General features: G+C 67.0%; 12 protein-coding genes. 11 read left to right on the forward strand and 1 reads right to left on the reverse strand.

Features of this window, described 5'->3' with window-relative positions; translation table 11 throughout:
* The first annotated feature begins 8 nt into the window (after positions 1-8).
* Genes tssH through HG262_RS12785 form a run of 5 tightly spaced genes read left to right on the forward strand, consistent with a single transcriptional unit; the run spans position 9 to position 9,796 of the window.
* Complete coding sequence (gene tssH / locus HG262_RS12765) at positions 9-2,699, forward strand: type VI secretion system ATPase TssH (RefSeq protein WP_169271381.1); 2,691 nt, start codon at positions 9-11, stop codon at positions 2,697-2,699.
* A gap of 16 nt (positions 2,700-2,715) precedes the next feature.
* Positions 2,716-5,403, forward strand: coding sequence for a type VI secretion system Vgr family protein (locus HG262_RS12770; RefSeq protein ID WP_169271382.1), 2,688 nt, complete (start codon positions 2,716-2,718; stop codon positions 5,401-5,403).
* A gap of 7 nt (positions 5,404-5,410) precedes the next feature.
* Positions 5,411-6,253 carry a DUF4123 domain-containing protein gene (locus HG262_RS12775; protein WP_169271383.1) on the forward strand — a complete coding sequence of 281 codons (843 nt, stop codon included), beginning with the start codon at positions 5,411-5,413 and terminating at the stop codon, positions 6,251-6,253.
* Positions 6,243-8,867 carry a T6SS effector BTH_I2691 family protein gene (locus HG262_RS12780; protein WP_169271384.1) on the forward strand — a complete coding sequence of 875 codons (2,625 nt, stop codon included), beginning with the start codon at positions 6,243-6,245 and terminating at the stop codon, positions 8,865-8,867. The genes HG262_RS12775 and HG262_RS12780 overlap by 11 nt, the downstream gene beginning before the upstream one ends.
* A complete protein-coding gene (locus HG262_RS12785) occupies positions 8,867-9,796 on the forward strand; it encodes a DUF6708 domain-containing protein (protein WP_169271385.1) in 930 nt (309 codons plus the stop codon). The genes HG262_RS12780 and HG262_RS12785 overlap by 1 nt, the downstream gene beginning before the upstream one ends.
* 20 nt (positions 9,797-9,816) lie before the next feature.
* On the opposite strand, the gene HG262_RS12790 is transcribed toward HG262_RS12785, so the two are convergent.
* A complete protein-coding gene (locus HG262_RS12790; protein ID WP_169271386.1) occupies positions 9,817-10,644 on the reverse strand; it encodes an alpha/beta hydrolase in 828 nt (275 codons plus the stop codon).
* Between the two features lie 133 nt (positions 10,645-10,777).
* Here HG262_RS12790 and HG262_RS12795 point away from each other — a divergent pair, with 133 nt between their 5' ends.
* The 6 genes from HG262_RS12795 (at position 10,778) to HG262_RS12820 (ending at position 16,755) form a co-directional block, all read left to right on the forward strand.
* On the forward strand, positions 10,778-11,221 hold the full coding sequence (locus HG262_RS12795) for a hypothetical protein (protein ID WP_169271387.1): 444 nt from the start codon (positions 10,778-10,780) through the stop codon (positions 11,219-11,221).
* Positions 11,222-11,344: 123 nt separating this feature from the next.
* Positions 11,345-12,046, forward strand: a complete 702-nt coding sequence (locus HG262_RS12800) for a glutathione S-transferase N-terminal domain-containing protein (RefSeq protein ID WP_169271388.1) — start codon at positions 11,345-11,347, stop codon at positions 12,044-12,046.
* Between the two features lie 21 nt (positions 12,047-12,067).
* Positions 12,068-12,994: a LysR family transcriptional regulator gene (locus HG262_RS12805; RefSeq protein ID WP_169271389.1), complete on the forward strand. Its 927-nt coding sequence runs from the start codon at positions 12,068-12,070 to the stop codon at positions 12,992-12,994.
* Between the two features lie 77 nt (positions 12,995-13,071).
* Complete coding sequence (gene tcuA / locus HG262_RS12810; RefSeq protein ID WP_169271390.1) at positions 13,072-14,478, forward strand: FAD-dependent tricarballylate dehydrogenase TcuA; 1,407 nt, start codon at positions 13,072-13,074, stop codon at positions 14,476-14,478.
* On the forward strand, positions 14,475-15,704 hold the full coding sequence (gene tcuB / locus HG262_RS12815; RefSeq protein ID WP_169271391.1) for a tricarballylate utilization 4Fe-4S protein TcuB: 1,230 nt from the start codon (positions 14,475-14,477) through the stop codon (positions 15,702-15,704). The genes tcuA and tcuB overlap by 4 nt, the downstream gene beginning before the upstream one ends.
* 73 nt (positions 15,705-15,777) lie before the next feature.
* A complete protein-coding gene (locus HG262_RS12820; protein WP_169271392.1) occupies positions 15,778-16,755 on the forward strand; it encodes a tripartite tricarboxylate transporter substrate binding protein in 978 nt (325 codons plus the stop codon).
* Positions 16,756-16,798 lie beyond the last annotated feature (43 nt).

The following is a 16,798-nucleotide window of genomic DNA, read 5'->3' on the forward strand; positions in this document are numbered from 1 at the left end:
ACGAGAACATGGCCACCCCGCTGAAAACCCTGATCACGAAGCTGAACCAGACCTGCCGCCAGGCCGCCGAACGCGCCGCCAGCCTGTGCATGGCGCAAGGGCACTATGAAGTCGATCTGGAGCATCTGTTCCTGGCCTTGCTTGAACGGCCCGCCAGCGACTTCAGCATGGTGGCGCGGCGCAGCGGCATCGAAGCGTCGGTGCTGGAAGCCGACCTGAATGCCGAGATCCGCGGTTTCAAGAACGGCAATACGCGCACGCCGGTTTTCTCGCCGCACTTGCCGCGGCTGTTCGAACACGCGTGGCTGATCGCGTCGCTGGATACGCAGACGACGCGTATCCGCTCGGGTCACCTGCTGCTGGCGCTGTTGACCGAGCCCGACCTGGCGGCGCTGGCGCGGCGCGGATCGCGCTTGTTCGAGTCGTTCCGGCTGGACGCGCTGAAGCACGACTTCGCGGCGTTGACGGCGGGTTCCGAAGAGGCGGGCCAATCCGTCGCGCTGGGCGACGACGCTGATGCCGCCGGCCAGGATGCCGCCGCGCCCGCGGCCGCCCTGACCAAGACGCCAGCGCTGGATCAGTACACCACCAACCTGACCGAGCGCGCGCGCGAGGGCAAGATCGATCCCGTGATCGGGCGCGACGCCGAAATCCGCCAGATGATCGACATCCTGACGCGGCGCCGCCAGAACAACCCCATCCTGACCGGCGAGGCCGGCGTGGGCAAGACGGCGGTGGTCGAAGGGCTGGCGCTGCGCATCGTGGCGGGCGACGTGCCGCCAGCGCTTGCGGGCGTGGCGTTGCGCACGCTGGACCTGGGCCTGTTGCAGGCCGGCGCCAGCGTCAAGGGCGAATTCGAGAACCGCCTGAAGCACGTGATCGACGAGGTCAAGCAAAGTCCGACGCCTGTGATTCTGTTCATCGACGAAGCGCACACGATGATCGGCGCGGGAGGGCAGGCGGGCCAGAACGACGCCGCCAACCTGCTCAAGCCGGCCTTGGCGCGCGGCGAATTGCGCACGATCGCCGCCACCACCTGGAGCGAATACAAGAAGTACTTCGAAAAGGACGCGGCGCTGGCGCGCCGCTTCCAGGTCGTCAAAGTGGAAGAGCCCAGCGAAGCGCTGGCCGCCAGCATGCTGCGCGGCATGGCGCCGTTGATGGAAAGCCACTTCGGCGTGCGCGTGCTGGACGAGGCCATCGTGGCCGCGGCGCGCCTGTCGCACCGCTACATCAGCGGCCGGCAACTGCCGGACAAGGCGGTCAGCGTGCTGGATACGGCGTGCGCCAGGGTGGCGTTGGGCCGCAGCGCCACGCCGGCGCTGATCGACGATGCTCGCCATCGGCTGGGGCGGCTGGACACCGAGCGCGCGGCGCTGCATCGCGAAGCGGCCGCGGGCGGCGGCCCCGCCGTGCGCCTGCGCGAACTGGACGACGAGATGGCAGCCGTGCGCCTGGCGCTGGCCGAGGCCGAAACACGGTTGGCCCAAGAGAGCGAGCTGGTCCGCCAGATCCACGCGTTGCGCGAGGAATTGGAAGCCGCTGGCCTGCCTGCGACGCCCGAGCCCGCCGGCAAGCGACGCCCGGCCAAGGCGGCGGAACCTTCGCCGGGCCAGGCGCAACTGGCCGAACTGCAACAACAACTGCGCGCGCTGCAAGGCGATGCGCCGCTGGTGCCTGCTTTTGTCGACGCCCAGGTCATCGCCGAGATCGTTTCGGCCTGGACCGGCATTCCGCTGGGCCGCATGGTGAATGATGAAATCCGCACCGTGCTGGAACTGCAGCCGTTGTTGGCGGAACGCGTCATCGGGCAAGACCACGCGCTGCACGCGATCGCGCAGCGCGTGCGGACGGCGCGGGCCGGGTTGGAAGATCCGAACAAGCCCAAGGGCGTGTTCCTCTTCGTCGGACCGTCGGGCGTGGGGAAGACCGAAACCGCGTTGGCCGTGGCGGACGTGCTGTATGGCGGCGAACGCAAGCTGGTCACCATCAACATGAGCGAATACCAGGAGGCGCACAGCGTGTCGGGCCTGAAGGGTTCGCCGCCGGGTTACGTGGGGTACGGCGAAGGCGGCGTGCTGACCGAAGCCGTGCGCCGGCAGCCCTACAGCGTGGTGCTGCTGGACGAGATCGAGAAGGCGCATCCCGACGTGCTGGAGCTGTTCTTCCAGGTGTTCGACAAGGGCGTGATGGACGACGCCGAAGGCCGCGAGATCGACTTCCGCAATACGCTCATCATCCTGACGTCCAACGTGGGCTCGTCGGCGATCATGCAGGCCTGCCTGAACAAAAGCGCGGCGGAACGGCCGGATGCCGAGGCGTTGCAGGCCCTGCTTGCACCGCAGTTGTACAAGGCGTTCAAGCCCGCATTCCTGGGCCGCATGAAAACCGTTGCGTACTACCCGGTCGACGACGACGCGCTGGTGCGCATCATCGGCCTGAAGCTCGGCCGCATCGCCGCGCGCGTGCAGGCGAACCACCGCGCGGTGTTCGATTGGGACGACGCGCTGGTCGAGGCGGTGCTGGCGCGTTGCACCGAGGTCGACACCGGCGCGCGCAACGTCGACCACATCCTCAACGGCACGTTGCTGCCGCAGATTGCCGAACAAGTCCTGGGCCGCATGGCGCAGGGCGAGGCGATCGCGCGTATCCGCGTGACGGCGGGCAAGAACGGCGACTTCCGCTATCGCCTGTCCTGATTCCGGAACCCAAGCCATGCCTCCTGATTCCGCGTCCCTTTCCCGTCTGTCTGCCGCCGGCACCGATCAGGCCAACCGGCTGCTCGATCTGAGCACGCCGCTGGGCACGAACAAGCTGGTGGCCGAAACGCTGGCGGGCGTTGAAAGCCTGTCGGGCGGCGGATTCCGCCTGGACGTGACGGCGTTGTCCGAAGATGCGCATATTCCGCTGAAGGCTCTGCTGGGTCAGCCGGTGACGCTGCGGCTGCAAACCGCGCTTGACCGGGGCCAGCCCCGCCTCTGGCACGGCCACGTGACCGGCGCGGAATATCAAGGAGCCAATGGCGGCATGGCGCGGTACGGCTTGACGGTGGAGCCGTGGCTGGCCTTCCTGCGCCAGCGGCACGATAGCTTCGCGTACCAGGACCGGACGGTGTTCGATATCGTCGAAAGCATCTTCGCTGACTACAAGGGAAGCGGCGTGCTGGCGCCCCAATGGCGCTGGGACCTGAGGGACCGCGCCAGCTACGCCAAGCGCAGCCTGACGGTCCAGTATCGCGAGACGGACTATGCCTTCGTAGACCGGCTGCTGGCCGAAGAGGGCCTGTTCTACTGGGTGGAGCACGAGGCAGACAGCCATACGCTGGTCATCGCCGATCACAACGGCGCCTTCAAGCCCGGACCGCAGGCCAGCGTGCGTTTCGCCCGCGCGGACGTGACCGAAACAGAAGACAGCATCCAGCAATGGAGCCGCCGCCAGCGCTGGCAGACCAACGGGGTGCGGTTGGCCAGTTGGGACTACCGTGGCGCCCAGGCGCGTCCCGTGTCCGCGCAGGCAGCCGCCGGCAACCTGGCCAATGACAGGGAACTGGTGCATCACGACTACCCGGGGCAGTACGCCTACGAAGACAGCGCGCAGGGCGAACGGTTGGCGCACAATGCCCTGGCCGCGCTGCGGGCGCGCCAGGATTGCGTGGAAGGCGCCGGCACCGTGCGCACGCTGGCGCCCGGGCAGCGGTTTGAACTGACCGGCCATTATCAGCAGGATGCGCAGCCGGCGTATGTCGTGATCGCGATGACGCATCAGGCGCGCAACAACTTCGACGCCGACATGGGCCGCGCCGTCAGCGAATCCGGGGCCGCGGAGGCGGATGAGGATTTCTACCGCAACCGCTTCACGTGCATTGGCATCGACACCGAGTTCCGCCCTATGACGGTGGACGGCCACGGCGCGCGCGTGCATCCGCGTCCCACGGTGTTCGGCGCGCAGACGGCGCTGGTGGTTGGGGCCGAAGCGCCTGTGCTGACGGACCGCGACCATCGCATCAAAGTGCAATTCCACTGGCAGCGGGGCAAAGTCTCCAGCAGCCGCCTGGCGCACCCTTCAGGCGACGATAACGCACCCGCCAAGGATGAGCTGGGCACCTGGGTCCGCGTCGCGGAACCGGTGGCTGGCGGCGACTGGGGCGGCCATTTCGTGCCTAGGGTGGGGCAGGAGGTGCTGGTGGAGTTCCTGCACGGCGACATCGACCGGCCCGTCGTGGTGGGGGCGCTGTACAACGGCGAGGGCGCCGAAGACGCGTCGCACAATCAAGTGCAGGCCGGCGGCGCCAACGCGACCGGCAATGCGCCCGCCTGGTTCGCCGGCGGCCAGGACGGCCACGCGCACAACGTGGTGATGTCCGGGTTCAAGACGCAGGCGCTGTCCGACAGCGGCACGGGCACGGGGGGATACAACCAGCTGGTCCAGGACGATACGCCGGGGCAGTCGCGGTTGACCGTCTCCACGACACAGGCGGACAGCCGCTTGAATCTGGGCCATATCAAGCAGCAACGCGATAACGAGCGGCTGGAAGACCTGGGCTATGGCGCCGAACTGTCCACCAAGGAGGCCGTGGCGGTGCGCGGCGGTTCGGGCCTGCTGATCAGCGCCGACCTGCGTGAAAACGCCGACGGCGCGCTGCTGGACAGCGCCGAAGCCGCCAAACAGGTCAAGACCGCGATGACGGCCGCCAAGGAATTGGCTGACACCGCGGTCAGGCAGAAGGCGGTCTTGGACGACGATCCGCAGACGCTGCCTGCACAAGAGGCGCTGGCTCGCATCCTGGACGTGGTGGAGGCCACGCAGGACGACCCGACCACGGCCGGCGTGGCGGTGGCGGCCTATGGCGAACCGCATATCCAGGTCAGTGCGCCCAGCGGCATCGGCCAGTACACGCCCGCCGATGCCTTCCTGGTGGCGGGCAAGACATTCGCCCAGGTGGCGCCGGATGTGAACTGGGCCAGCAGCGCCAACCTGGCGATGGGCGTGGCCGCGGGCGCAGTGCTGTACACCATGGGGCTTGCGGCCTCCGGCGGCCGGCCCGTCAAGGAAAGCGGACTGCGCCTGCATGCGGCCGGCGGCAAGCTGCGCGTGCATAGCCAGGACGCCAAGATGACGCTGGCGGCCGAGAAGGCCGTGACCGTCGCGTCGGCGGACGCCAACGTGACCGTCCAGGCGGCCAAACGCGTGCTGGCCACGGCGGGCGGCGCCTATCTGCGCATCGAAGGCGGCGGCATCCAGCTGCACGCGCCGGGCAAGGTGGAACTGAAGGCGGGCGTGCATAACTGGGTCGGACCGCAGACCAGCGATGCCAGGCTGGCGTTCAACGACGGTTCGCCGCTGTGCGAAGCCCGGGTGCGCGGCGCGGCCCAGCAGGGCGGCGCCGTGGTGCCGCTGGGTTAGGCGCGCCATGCTGGACTATCGAATCCTGAAGGCGTTTCACCTGGGTCTGGTGCAGGATGACCAGGCACGGGGCATGCCCGACTTCATCGAGCCCGAACCCATCGTGCCGCCGGCGTTGGCCGGCATGCCGGCCCTGATGCCCCGGCTGGCGGATCTGGCCGCCCTGGATGCCCGGCAGACCGTGGCGGTGCTGGCCAGTTTGAACCAGCAGGTGCAGGCGGGCGAGGTCCCCTGGCTGGCGGCGCTGCTGCGTTCCGACCGGCCAGAGCGGGTGGCGAGGCACCTGCGGTCCCGGCTGGTGATCGACATGGCGGGGACCGGCCCGTGCTTCTTCCGCTTCTTCGATCCGCGCGTGCTGGTGCAATTGCCGTGGATGCTGGCGCCTGCGCAATTAGCCTGGCTGTTCGGTCCCGTGCAGGCCTTCCATGTGTGCCTGCACCAGGCCTGGCATACGATCGAACGCCCGGCGGTGGAGGCGGCGCCGCACCTGGCGCTAACGCCCGAACAATCGTTCGCGCTTGTCCACGTGCAACCAATGAATGAAGTGCTGGCCGGATTGGAAGGGCTGGACATCGACGGACGCATCCGGCTGGGCCGCGCCGTCATGGGCCATTTCCGCACCGCGCGGGATCTGGGCCTGCGCACGCTGCCCGACCGCAAGGCGTTCGCGCGCCACGCCTTGGCGGTGCATGCCGACTTCTACCGCCACGATCAGGTGCAGGCGTGCCTGCGCGCAATGGACGACCAAGACGACCATCCTTATGTCGCTGCCACGCAAGCGCTGGACGACGAAGATTGGTCGCGGATTCACACCGATATGAGCCGAACTGGAGAGCAGCATGGCCGATGATCCCAAGAATTGCGGCAAGAAGCGGTCCTCGTTGAATTGTGAGGAAGACTGCCCATTCCATCGCGTCGGCCTGCCCATCATGCCGCTGCGTTACGCGGTGCTGCCCGCCGACGACATGTTTGCGCCGCTGACGGGCGAATTCGAAGGCATCGAACTCGCGGACAAGCCGTTGGGACAAGGCGCGCGTTACGGGGTGCGCCTGTTGCGCACGGGCTACCTGTACGTGTACGACGAGGCGCAGCGGGAGTTGAAGGGGTATTACGTCAACGAGAACGCCACGCTGTACAACTTCGACCTGGATAAGCCGGTCGAAGCCTGCGACCGCGCGTTCACGTGCACGATGGACCACGAGGCGCGGGCTTCGCTGCTGACCATCCCGAACGCGCGCCGGGCCACGTTTGTCTGGCTGGCGTTTTCGGACGTGCAGTGGACCAAGGACGTCTGCAAGGCGCACAAGGGCAGAGCCGGCGCGCAGATGCGCGAGCGGCACATGTTCAAGTTCGACGTGCAGGCGTGGCTGAGCAGCAAGCAGCATCCGAACGCCAAGCGCATCAATACGCTGAAGGATACGGCGGCGGACTATGTGGTGCATCGCAAGCAGAACCTCACCCATAGCGAGAAGACCCGGGTGCTGGGATGGAGCACGGTCGGCTACATGGACGTCAAGGGCTGGATGGGCGGCATGATCGAAGACGCGGCGGAAGCGTTTTCGCCCGGTAACGGACTGATGCTGGCCCTGCCCGACGGCACCGGCGTGCTGCAGGACGTGGCGCGCCTGATGCGTTACCGCTTTGACGAATTTGTCTCGAACCGCGAAGACATTCGTCAACTGACGATATCCAAGTCCATCGAGTCGCTGCGCGAGATCGTCATGCAGACCGCCGAGACGCGGTTCCTCAACCAGCGCGCCACCGACGCGACCAACCAGTCCGTGTACGGAACGACCACCCCGAACATGATGGGGACGGGCGGCGGAGGCTCGGCCCTGGGCCAGATCCTGGCCGACGCATTGATCGACGGCCATCGCGAGCAGCGCGAGGCGGAAGCCGACCGCTACCGGTATCCGACGGAGCAAGAGCGCTGGACGGTCAAATGGAACGAATGGAAGGACTACCTGGACGCCTACGACGAGAAGGCGCGCGCCGATTGGCAAAAGGACTTTGACGGCCGGCTGGGGAAGTTTGATGCGGAAGTCATCGTGCCGCTGGCGAAGGCGCACGTCGCCTGGATGACCTGCGACCACACCATTTCGTCGTTCGGCTGCAATTACGACGTCAAGAACGTGGACAGCGGCGAGGTTTTCCAGACGGTGTTCTCGCTATGCGTGGACGGCACCCAGGACAAGAAGGCCTGCTTCGATCTGTATACGCGGTGGTTGCAGGGCGAACCGACGGACACCAGCAACCTGCTGTTGCGCGCCATGGTCCACAACCAGGACCTGATCGCTGAAAAAGTGGTGGAGGCGCATGACGCCATCGTCGATTGGAAGGCCATCCCGTGGGGCAATCTGCACGAGACCTACAAGACCGCGCTGCAGTCGCTGAGCAAGGGGCGGCTGGACAAGTCGGCGCGGCTGATGGAGCAATTGATGGGCCCGATCGTGGGCCTGCTGCGTTTGGGTGTCGACCATCGGATCGCGCGCAAGATCGCGGTGCTGCTGGGGCTGGTGACCGAAAAACCCGTTGTGATCGTCGATGTGGTGGGCAGCAAGAAGGCGTTTCGCGCCGCGCTGATCCGCGAGGTCCTGCGCCAGCATGGTTCGCAGGTCAACGTGCGCCAGATGGAGCGGGCCGTCTCGGACGAACTGCGGCGCCTGGAGATCAAGGGCGAGCAGTTGGAGGGGACCGACAAGAAGCAGTGGTTCATGGTGGTGGACCGAGAGGCGGCGTCCAGCGTGCCGACCGACCTGAATGGAAATGAGCAGGCGCGCCGCCTGGCCCAGTCCACCATGACCATCGAGGAATACGAAGCGCGGGAAATGTCCCGTTGGCGGACCGTCATCAACACCGACGTGCGGGTGGGGGCGGTCAGTTGCCTGTTCCAGGCCGTGACGCTCTACAAGCTGTGGAGCGACCTGGACACGGCGATGCTGCACGAGCGCAAGGACGCCAGCTGGAAGTTCGTCGTGGGCATCGCGGGGGCGGGAGGCTCGTTCGCCGAGGTGCTGGGCGTGGCGCTGAAGGCGCAGGGCGCGGCCGGCATGCGGCTGGGCGCGGGCATCGGGGTGGAAGCCACCGGCACGCTGCTGGCGCGCTGGGGCGGGCGGATCGGCGTCGTCACCGGCGTCATCATGGCGATTTTCGATTTCAAGAGCGGCGCGCAGCAGATCAACGTCGAACGCAATGGCCTGATGGGCGGTCTGTACATCGCGTCGGGCATCCTCAGCCTGGCGCTGATCGCCGCGTTTGCAATGGCGTCCACGGTCTTCGGCATCATCTTCGCGGTGGCCTTGATCATCGTGGCCATCCTGATCGAGTATTTTAAGGATGACAAGATCAAGGAGTGGCTCAAGCGTTGCCTGTGGGGCAAGTTCCAGGGACAGTCGGGCACGGACTACTACTATGGTCTGCAAGACGAAATGAACAATCTGCGCTTGGCCCTGGGAGGGGATTGATGGATTTCACGGGGTTGATCCCGAAGTTTCAGAACAACCGGCCGCTGTCGGACGCCGAACGGCAACACCACCTGTCGCAGAAGAAGCGCCTGGACGTGCCGTTGCTGGCCCAGCTGTGCGTGGTCAAGATGGATTCGCAACGCCTGGTGTCGGTGGACCGCTGGTATGGCTGGCGCGGCTTCGTGGCGCTGATGGGCGCCATCCCCGTCGCCTTCGCGATCTGGGGCGTGGCCTATTTCTCCTGGTTGCTCGCGTTCGGCGGGCTTCCCGACGAGAACGGCTTGTGGGAAGCCGTCTATGCCTGCATCGCCATGTTCGTCGCCCTGGGCGCGTTCGGGGCGTGGCTGGCCGGCAAGGAGCTGTTCCGCTGGACCCACTATCCCATCATCCTGGACCGCAAGCACCGTCAGGTGCACGTGTTCCGCCTGGACGGCACGGTGTTGTCGGCGCCCTGGGACAAGATCTATTTCACCCTGGGCAGAGGCAAGGGGCTGTTCGGTTCGTCCAACTGGGACATCCGCGGGCTGATCCTGGACGATGACGGCCAGACCGTCCGCGAGACCTTCGCCTTCTGCATCGCCACCAGCCGCCAGGAGAACGCCTACTCCCATTGGGAGTTTCTACGCCGGTACATGGAGGAAGGGCCCCAGGCCGTAATCCAGGAGGTCAAATTCTGCATGCTGGTGGACGGCAGGCGCGAGAGCTTCGCCTTCAGCAAGGAACGGGTCTTCGCCAACGACGCGCAAAGCCCGGGGCTGATGTACATCACGATGATCCCTTTCAACTATCTGCACACCCTCATGCGGTGGGCGGTGATGCGGACCAGCCGGATTCCGGCGTTTCCCGCCGACATCGAGGCGTCGCTTACGCCGGACCCCAACGACATGTACGTGCGCGACGCATCCATCAACCCCGAGGACTTGCGGTAGGCGGAGGCGCGCTTGCCCTGCTAGCGCCCAAGCCGCGCATCGATGAATGCGCTGATCGCGCGGGTTTCGTCGTTGTCCGCGCCCACGTCGGCATTGATCTGCGCATGATTGCGCGCAACGCCTACGAGTTCCGCTTGGCCGCCTTGCGCTTTCAGCTGGTCGGCGTAGTGTTGCGATCGACGGCACGGGTCGGGCCGCAGCGTCGAACACACGAATAGCGCGGGCGGCTGCGGGCCGCGCAGTTGCGCCGCCGGCGATGCCGCCGCCCATTGCGCGGGATCGTTGCCAAAGGCCTCGTCGTAGAAGGGGGCATGCGGGCGGGGCATGACGTCCAGCAGGTCGAAGCCTGCGCCGTCCAGAATCACGCTGGCCTGCCAGGCTTGCGCGCCGGTGCGTTGCCGCATGGCCGCGTCGGCGGCCAGCAGCGCCAGCAGGTGGGCGCCCGATGAATGCCCCATGACGATGAGACGGTCCGGGTCGGCATTCCATTGCCCGGCGCGATGGCGGATCCAGGCCAGCGCGCGGCCCAGGTCCTCGGCCTGCGCGTCGGGACGCGCCTGCGGCAGCAATCGCGTGTTGACCGACACCACCACAAAGCCCTTCGGCAGCCAGTAGGCCAGCTTGTTCTGGACGACTTCCGGCGCCGCCTTGTCTCCGTTCTTCCAGGATCCCCCGTGGACGATGACCAGGATGGGGGCAGCGCCAGTGGCGCGGACGGCCGGCAGGTATACGTCGGCCGCCTGGGCGGCGTCCGGCCCGTAGCGCTGGTCCAGCAGCGGCGCGGCGGACGCCGGCCCATGCAGGGCGGCGCTCAGGAACAGGGCAGCAAGCAGGCGGGGGGCGCGCATGGACATCCGGGCAAGGGGCAAGGGCTGGTTACTGTAGCCCGTGACGGGCGTCCGTGGCGCAGGCCTGCGCGGGACCGCGACCTGTGGCATGCTGCGGCCGATCCCTTTCCCCGCGCGGCGACGCCTTTTCGCAATGCCCACTTTCCTGCTCCGAGTTTGCGACTTCTTGCTGCTGGCCGCTGCCGCAGCGCTCTTTGGCGCCTGCCTGACGTCGGTGCTGACGACGGACACCTACGGCTGGGTGATCCCCGACGCGCCGTACCTGTACGGGCCGCGGGACTTCTATGCCGAGGCCGTGCTGGCCGGCCTGGGGGGCCTGCTGACCTTGGTCGTGGCCGAACGGGGGCTGAAGGCGCCCCGGTCGGCCGGGTGGCAGGCAGGGGCGGGAATGGCTGCGGCGCTGATCGCCTTGTACCTGGCCCCGCCCTCGCCGCAAGTCTTCGGTAACACCTGGGCGCCTGGCGAGGCGACGCGGGAGCTCTTCCTGGCGCAATGGCAGCTGGTGTTGCCGATCGCGCTGGCAGTGGCGGTGCTTCGGGCGGCGCTTTGGCGGCTGGCCAGCCGGCGTCCGGGCTAGGGCCCGCCGCAGGCGTTCAGCCGCGCCGGCAACCGGGGAATCTCGCGGAATTCCCGGGATTTGCGCTAGGATTACCGCGCAAATCCCGCCGCAAGATTTCCGCCCCGCCTGGAGAACCCCCGCATGACCTCCCTTGATTCGTTTGCCGTCACCAAGAAGTGGCCCGCCGTCCATCCCGACCGCATCCAGCTGTATTCCTTGCCCACGCCCAACGGCGTAAAGGTGTCGATCCTGCTAGAGGAACTGGGCCTGCCTTACGAGCCGCACCGCGTCAGTTTCGACACGAAGGACCAGTTCACGCCCGAATTCCTCTCGATCAGCCCGAACAACAAGATCCCGGCCATCCTGGACCCCAATGGCCCGGACGGCAAACCGCTGGCGCTGTTTGAATCCGGCGCCATCCTGATCTACCTGGCCAGCAAGACGGGCCGGTTCATTCCGGCGGACACCGCCGGGCGCTACGAGACGCTGCAATGGATCATGTTCCAGATGGGCGGTATCGGGCCCATGTTCGGCCAGTTGGGTTTCTTCCATACGTTCGCCGGCAAGGAATACGAAGACAAGCGTCCGCGCGACCGCTACGTGGCGGAGTCCAAGCGCCTGTTGGGCGTGCTGGACCAGCGCCTGCAAGGCCGCGATTGGGTGATGGGCGATGAATACACCATTGCCGACATCGCCATCCTGCCCTGGGTGCGCAACCTGGTCGGCTTTTATGGCGCCGGCGACCTGGTCGAGTTCTCGCAGTTCAAGAACGTGGCCCGCGTGCTCGAGGCCTTCGTCGCCCGCCCGGCAGTGGCCAAGGGCCTGACGATCCCTGCCGCCTGACGGCGCGGCCAGGCAGCCGCCATGGAACTGCGCCAGTTGCGTTACTTCGTCCGCGTCGTCGAAGCCGGCAGCATCGGCCGCGCGGCCATGTCCCTGGGCATGGTCACGTCTGCCCTCAGCCAGCAGATCAGCCGGCTTGAAGGCGAACTCTCGACCCGCTTGCTGCAGCGCAGCGCCAGTGGCGTCGTGCCGACGGACGCCGGGCTGGCTTTCTTCCGGCAGGCGCAGCTTGCCCTGCGGCACGCCGACGATGCGGTGACGGCCGCCCAGCAGGCCCGGCTGGCCGGCCACGTCAGCGTGGGGCTGCCATCGACGACGGCGGCCATTCTGGGGGCGCCCTTCCTGCAAGCCATGAACGAGCGCTATCCCGACATCCGCCTGCATCTGGTGGAGGCGCTGTCGGGCCACTTGGCCGACATGCTGAACGGCCGCTTGCTGGACCTGGCCATCGTGTTCCACGCCGAGTCCGCGCGGCGCTGGAGCATCATGCCGCTCCTGGACGAACCACTGTATCTCTGTGCCCGGCGCGACATGCCAGGCCTGCCCGACGGCGGCACGACGCGGCTGGAGGCCATCGCGCATCTGCCGCTGGTGCTTCCCAGCGGCCGTCACGGCCTGCGCGCGCTGGTCAACAACGCGTTCCAGCAAGTGGGGCAGGCGCCCCGCGTGGTGGCCGAAGTCGACGGACTGTCGTTGCTGATGGACGTCGTGCAGCTGGGCAACGCCGCCACCATCCAGCCCAGCTCCGCCACCGCGCGGATCGCGCCCGGCCAGTTACACATGGCGCGCATCGACGACGCGCATCTGTTCCGCCCCAATCTGCTGGCCAGCCTGTCCGACGACGAACTCTCGCCCGCCGGGCTGGCGGCCCGGCTGGTGCTGGCGGACGTGTCGCGCACGCTGGCGCGAGACGGAAAATGGGCGGTCGTGGCCCTTCACGGATCGTGAACACCCGTTGACGCCCGCCTGATATCGCAACCGTCGGCCACTGAGTACAGTCGCTCCATTGATTTGGGGACGATGGCATGGTGGACGTCTTGGTGGTGGGAGGGGGCAACGCGGCGCTGTGCGCGGCCCTGATGGCGCGCGAGGCTGGTGCAAGCGTGATGCTGCTGGAGGCCGCGCCGCGTGAATGGCGCGGCGGCAATTCGCAGCACACCCGCAATTTGCGCTGCATGCACGATGCGCCGCAGGACGTGCTGACCGAGGCCTATCCCGAAGAGGAATACTGGCAGGACCTGTTGAAAGTCACGGGCGGACTGACCAACGAACATCTGGCGCGGCTGGTCATCCGCGAATCCTCGACCTGTCGCGACTGGATGCGCCGCCACGGCGTGAACTTCCAGCCGCCGCTGTCGGGCGCGCTGCACGTGGCGCGTACCAATGCGTTCTTCATGGGTGGCGGCAAGGCGCTGGTGAATGCGTATTACCGCAGCGCCGAGGCGCTGGGCGTGCAGATCCGCTATCACGCGCCGGTCGATGCGCTGGAACTGGAAGACGGCCGGTTCAAGGCCGCGCGCATTGGCGAGGAACGCATCGAGGCGCGCGCCTGTGTGTTGGCGGCGGGCGGCTTTGAATCCAACCGGGAATGGCTGCGCGAAGCGTGGGGCCAGAACGAGCGCGGCGAATGGCCGGCCGACAATTTCCTGATCCGCGGCACGCGCTTCAACATGGGCGTGCTGCTGAAATTCATGTTGGACGCGGGCGCGGACAGTATTGGCGACCCGTCCCAATCGCACTGCGTGGCGATCGACGCGCGCGCACCGCTGTACGACGGCGGCATCTGCACGCGCATCGACTGCGTGTCGTTGGGTGTCGTGGTCAACCGCGACGCGGTGCGCTTCTACGACGAAGGCGAGGATTTCTGGCCTAAGCGTTACGCCATCTGGGGCCGGCTGACCGCCATGCAGCCCGGCCAGATCGCCTATTCCATCATCGACGCCAAGGCCATCGGCCGCTTCATGCCGCCGGTATTTCCGGGCGTGCAGGCCGATACGTTGCCCGAGCTGGCGGAAAAACTCGGCCTGGACCCCGCCACGTTTGCGCAGACCATGGCCGATTACAACGCGGCCTGCCGGGTCGGCACGTTCGACCACACCGCGCTGGACGACTGCCATACCGAAGGCGTCACGCCCGCCAAGACGCACTGGGCGCGGCCGATCGACACCGCGCCGTTCTACGGCTACGCGCTGCGCCCGGGCATCACGTTTACCTATCTGGGCCTGAAGGTGGATGACACCGCCGCGGTGCGGTTCAACGACGTGCCCAGCGACAACCTGTTCGTCGCTGGCGAAATGATGGCTGGCAACGTGTTGGGCAAGGGCTACACGGCGGGGGTGGGCATGTCCATCGGCACCGCGTTCGGCCGTATTGCCGGCACCCGGGCCGCCGCCGCCGCGCGCGCCTCGATCCTTGTGAAGAGCACGATATGAAGCAGCTTGAAGCCCTGGCCCGCGAGGCGCAGTCTTTCTCCACCCCGCATGCCGAGGCCGCGCCCGCCATGACCGAGCAGCCGGTGCGCTGGCTGGGCAAGCAGGCAAAGCCCCAGGCGGACTTGCTGACCGCCGACGAAACCGAAGTCGCCCGCGTCATGCAGATATGCAACGCCTGCCGCTATTGCGAGGGGTTCTGCGCCGTGTTTCCGGCGATGACCCGTCGTCTGGAATTCGGCAAGGCGGACCTGAACTACCTGGCCAATCTGTGCCACAACTGCGGCGCCTGTCTGCACGCCTGTCAGTACGCGCCGCCGCATGAATTCGCGGTGAACGTGCCGCAGGCGATGGCCAAGGTACGCATGCAGACCTACACCGATTACGCGTGGCCCGCCGCGCTGGGCTCGCTGTACAAGCGCAACGGCCTGGCCTTGTCCTTGGCCACGGCAGGCGGCCTGGCGCTGTTCCTGGTGTTGGCGGTGCTGATGGCAGGCAGCCTGTTCCACGCGCCGATGGCCGGCAACTTCTACGCCGTGTTCCCGCACAACACGCTGGCGCTGATGTTCGGCGTGGTGTTCGGGTTTTCGATGCTGGCGCTGGGCGTGGGCGTCACGCGCTTCTGGCGCAACGTCAGCCCGGGTGCCGCGTCCGGCGCCGCAGTAGCGGAGGCGGCGCACGACGCGTTGCGCCTGCGCTATCTGGATGGCGGGCACGGCAAGGGCTGCAACAACGCGGACGACGCCTTCACCCTGTGGCGCCGACGCTTCCACCACTTCACGTTCTACGGCTTCATGCTGTGTTTCGCGGCCACCTGCGTGGCAACGCTCTACCACTACCTGCTGGGCCAGCAGGCGCCTTATCCGCTCTTGAGCGCGCCGGTGCTGTTGGGCACGGCAGGCGGCATCGGCCTTCTGATCGGGCCGGCGGGGCTGCTGTGGCTGAACGTCAAACGGCATCCGCAACAAGGCGACGCGGCGCAAAAGCCGATGGACCGCGGCTTCATCCTGCTGCTGTTCCTGACCAGCGCCACGGGTCTGGCGTTGCTGGCGGGGCGCGACGGCAGTGCGATGGCCTTGCTGCTGGCGATACATCTGGGCGTGGTGATGGCGCTGTTCCTGACACTGCCCTACGGCAAGTTCGCGCATGGCATCTACCGGTCTGCCGCGTTGCTCAAGTGGTCCATTGAAAAGCGCCAGCCCAACAAGCTGCAACTGGGGTCCGATTGACCGGACCCGTCCCGCGCGGGCATGACGGCGTCCTTTGAAGGCGCCGCATTCAACAACAACCCAGGAGACTTCCATGTTCCGTTCCCGACTGCTGGCGCGCGTTGCGCTGGCCGCCTGTCTGTCGCCGGCATTGCCGTCGGCGCACGCGCAATCCTTCCCCACCAAACCGATCACGCTCGTGGTGCCGCATTCGGCCGGCGGCACGTCCGACATCCTGGCAAGAACGGTCGCGGCCGAAGCGGCCAAGACGCTGGGGCAGACCATCGTCATCGATAACAAGGGCGGGGCCAATGGCACCATCGCCGCCAAGCAGGTGGCGTCCTCGGCGCCGGACGGCTACACCCTGTTGCTGGCCACCGCCAGCACGCACGGCATCAATCCGTCGCTGTACTCACGCATCTCTTACGATGCGGTGAAGGACTTCAAACCGGTCACGCTCTTGGCGACGGTCCCGAACGTGCTGGTCATCGGCCCCAACGTCAAGGCCGCCAATGTGCAGGAGCTGATCGCGTACATCCGCTCGCAGGGCGACAAGACCAACATGGGGTCAGCGGGCGCCGGCACACCGGGCCATCTGGCCGGCGAGATGTTCAAGAGCGCGGCCAAGCTGCAGTTCACGCACGTGCCGTACAAGGGCGGCAGCCCGGCCATCACCGACCTGATCGGCGGCCAGATCGATTTCATGTTCACCACCATTCCCGGCGTGTTGCCGCACGTGAAGGCGGGCACCTTGCGCGCGCTCGCCGTGACGTCGCCCCAGCGGTCGCCGGCCTTGCCCGACGTGCCGACCATGGCCGAGTCCGGTCTGCCCGGCTTCCAGGCGGTGTCGTGGCATGGCATCGTCGCGCCGGCCGGCACGCCGGACGCGGTAATCGCCACGCTGAACGGCGCGCTGGGCGGCGCCTTGGCCGCGCCTGCGGTCAAGCAACGCCTGATGGAAGAGGGGGCGCAGGCGTCCCGCGTGAACACCGCTGCATTCGGCACGTTCATCCAGTCGGAAATCGCGACGTGGGCGCAAGCCGTCAAGGACTCGGGCGCGACGGCGAACTGACGCGGGGGGGCGAAAGCCGCTTTTCGTCAACATGGCGGGCCTC

This window comes from Achromobacter sp. Bel (assembly GCF_012928505.1).
In the GTDB taxonomy this organism is placed as follows: domain Bacteria; phylum Pseudomonadota; class Gammaproteobacteria; order Burkholderiales; family Burkholderiaceae_B; genus Achromobacter.

What these genes read in the sequence shown, in the direction of transcription:
- HG262_RS12770 (WP_169271382.1), top strand. Translation starts at nt 2,716, where the DNA reads ATGCCTCCTGATTCCGCGTCCCTTTCCCGTCTGTCTGCCGCCGGCACC.
- HG262_RS12790 (WP_169271386.1), bottom strand. Translation starts at nt 10,644, where the DNA reads ATGCGCGCCCCCCGCCTGCTTGCTGCCCTGTTCCTGAGCGCCGCCCTG.
- HG262_RS12820 (WP_169271392.1), top strand. Translation starts at nt 15,778, where the DNA reads ATGTTCCGTTCCCGACTGCTGGCGCGCGTTGCGCTGGCCGCCTGTCTG.
- tcuB (WP_169271391.1), top strand. Translation starts at nt 14,475, where the DNA reads ATGAAGCAGCTTGAAGCCCTGGCCCGCGAGGCGCAGTCTTTCTCCACC.
- HG262_RS12795 (WP_169271387.1), top strand. Translation starts at nt 10,778, where the DNA reads ATGCCCACTTTCCTGCTCCGAGTTTGCGACTTCTTGCTGCTGGCCGCT.
- HG262_RS12785 (WP_169271385.1), top strand. Translation starts at nt 8,867, where the DNA reads ATGGATTTCACGGGGTTGATCCCGAAGTTTCAGAACAACCGGCCGCTG.
- HG262_RS12780 (WP_169271384.1), top strand. Translation starts at nt 6,243, where the DNA reads ATGGCCGATGATCCCAAGAATTGCGGCAAGAAGCGGTCCTCGTTGAAT.
- HG262_RS12800 (WP_169271388.1), top strand. Translation starts at nt 11,345, where the DNA reads ATGACCTCCCTTGATTCGTTTGCCGTCACCAAGAAGTGGCCCGCCGTC.
- HG262_RS12775 (WP_169271383.1), top strand. Translation starts at nt 5,411, where the DNA reads ATGCTGGACTATCGAATCCTGAAGGCGTTTCACCTGGGTCTGGTGCAG.
- tssH (WP_169271381.1), top strand. Translation starts at nt 9, where the DNA reads ATGGCCACCCCGCTGAAAACCCTGATCACGAAGCTGAACCAGACCTGC.
- tcuA (WP_169271390.1), top strand. Translation starts at nt 13,072, where the DNA reads ATGGTGGACGTCTTGGTGGTGGGAGGGGGCAACGCGGCGCTGTGCGCG.
- HG262_RS12805 (WP_169271389.1), top strand. Translation starts at nt 12,068, where the DNA reads ATGGAACTGCGCCAGTTGCGTTACTTCGTCCGCGTCGTCGAAGCCGGC.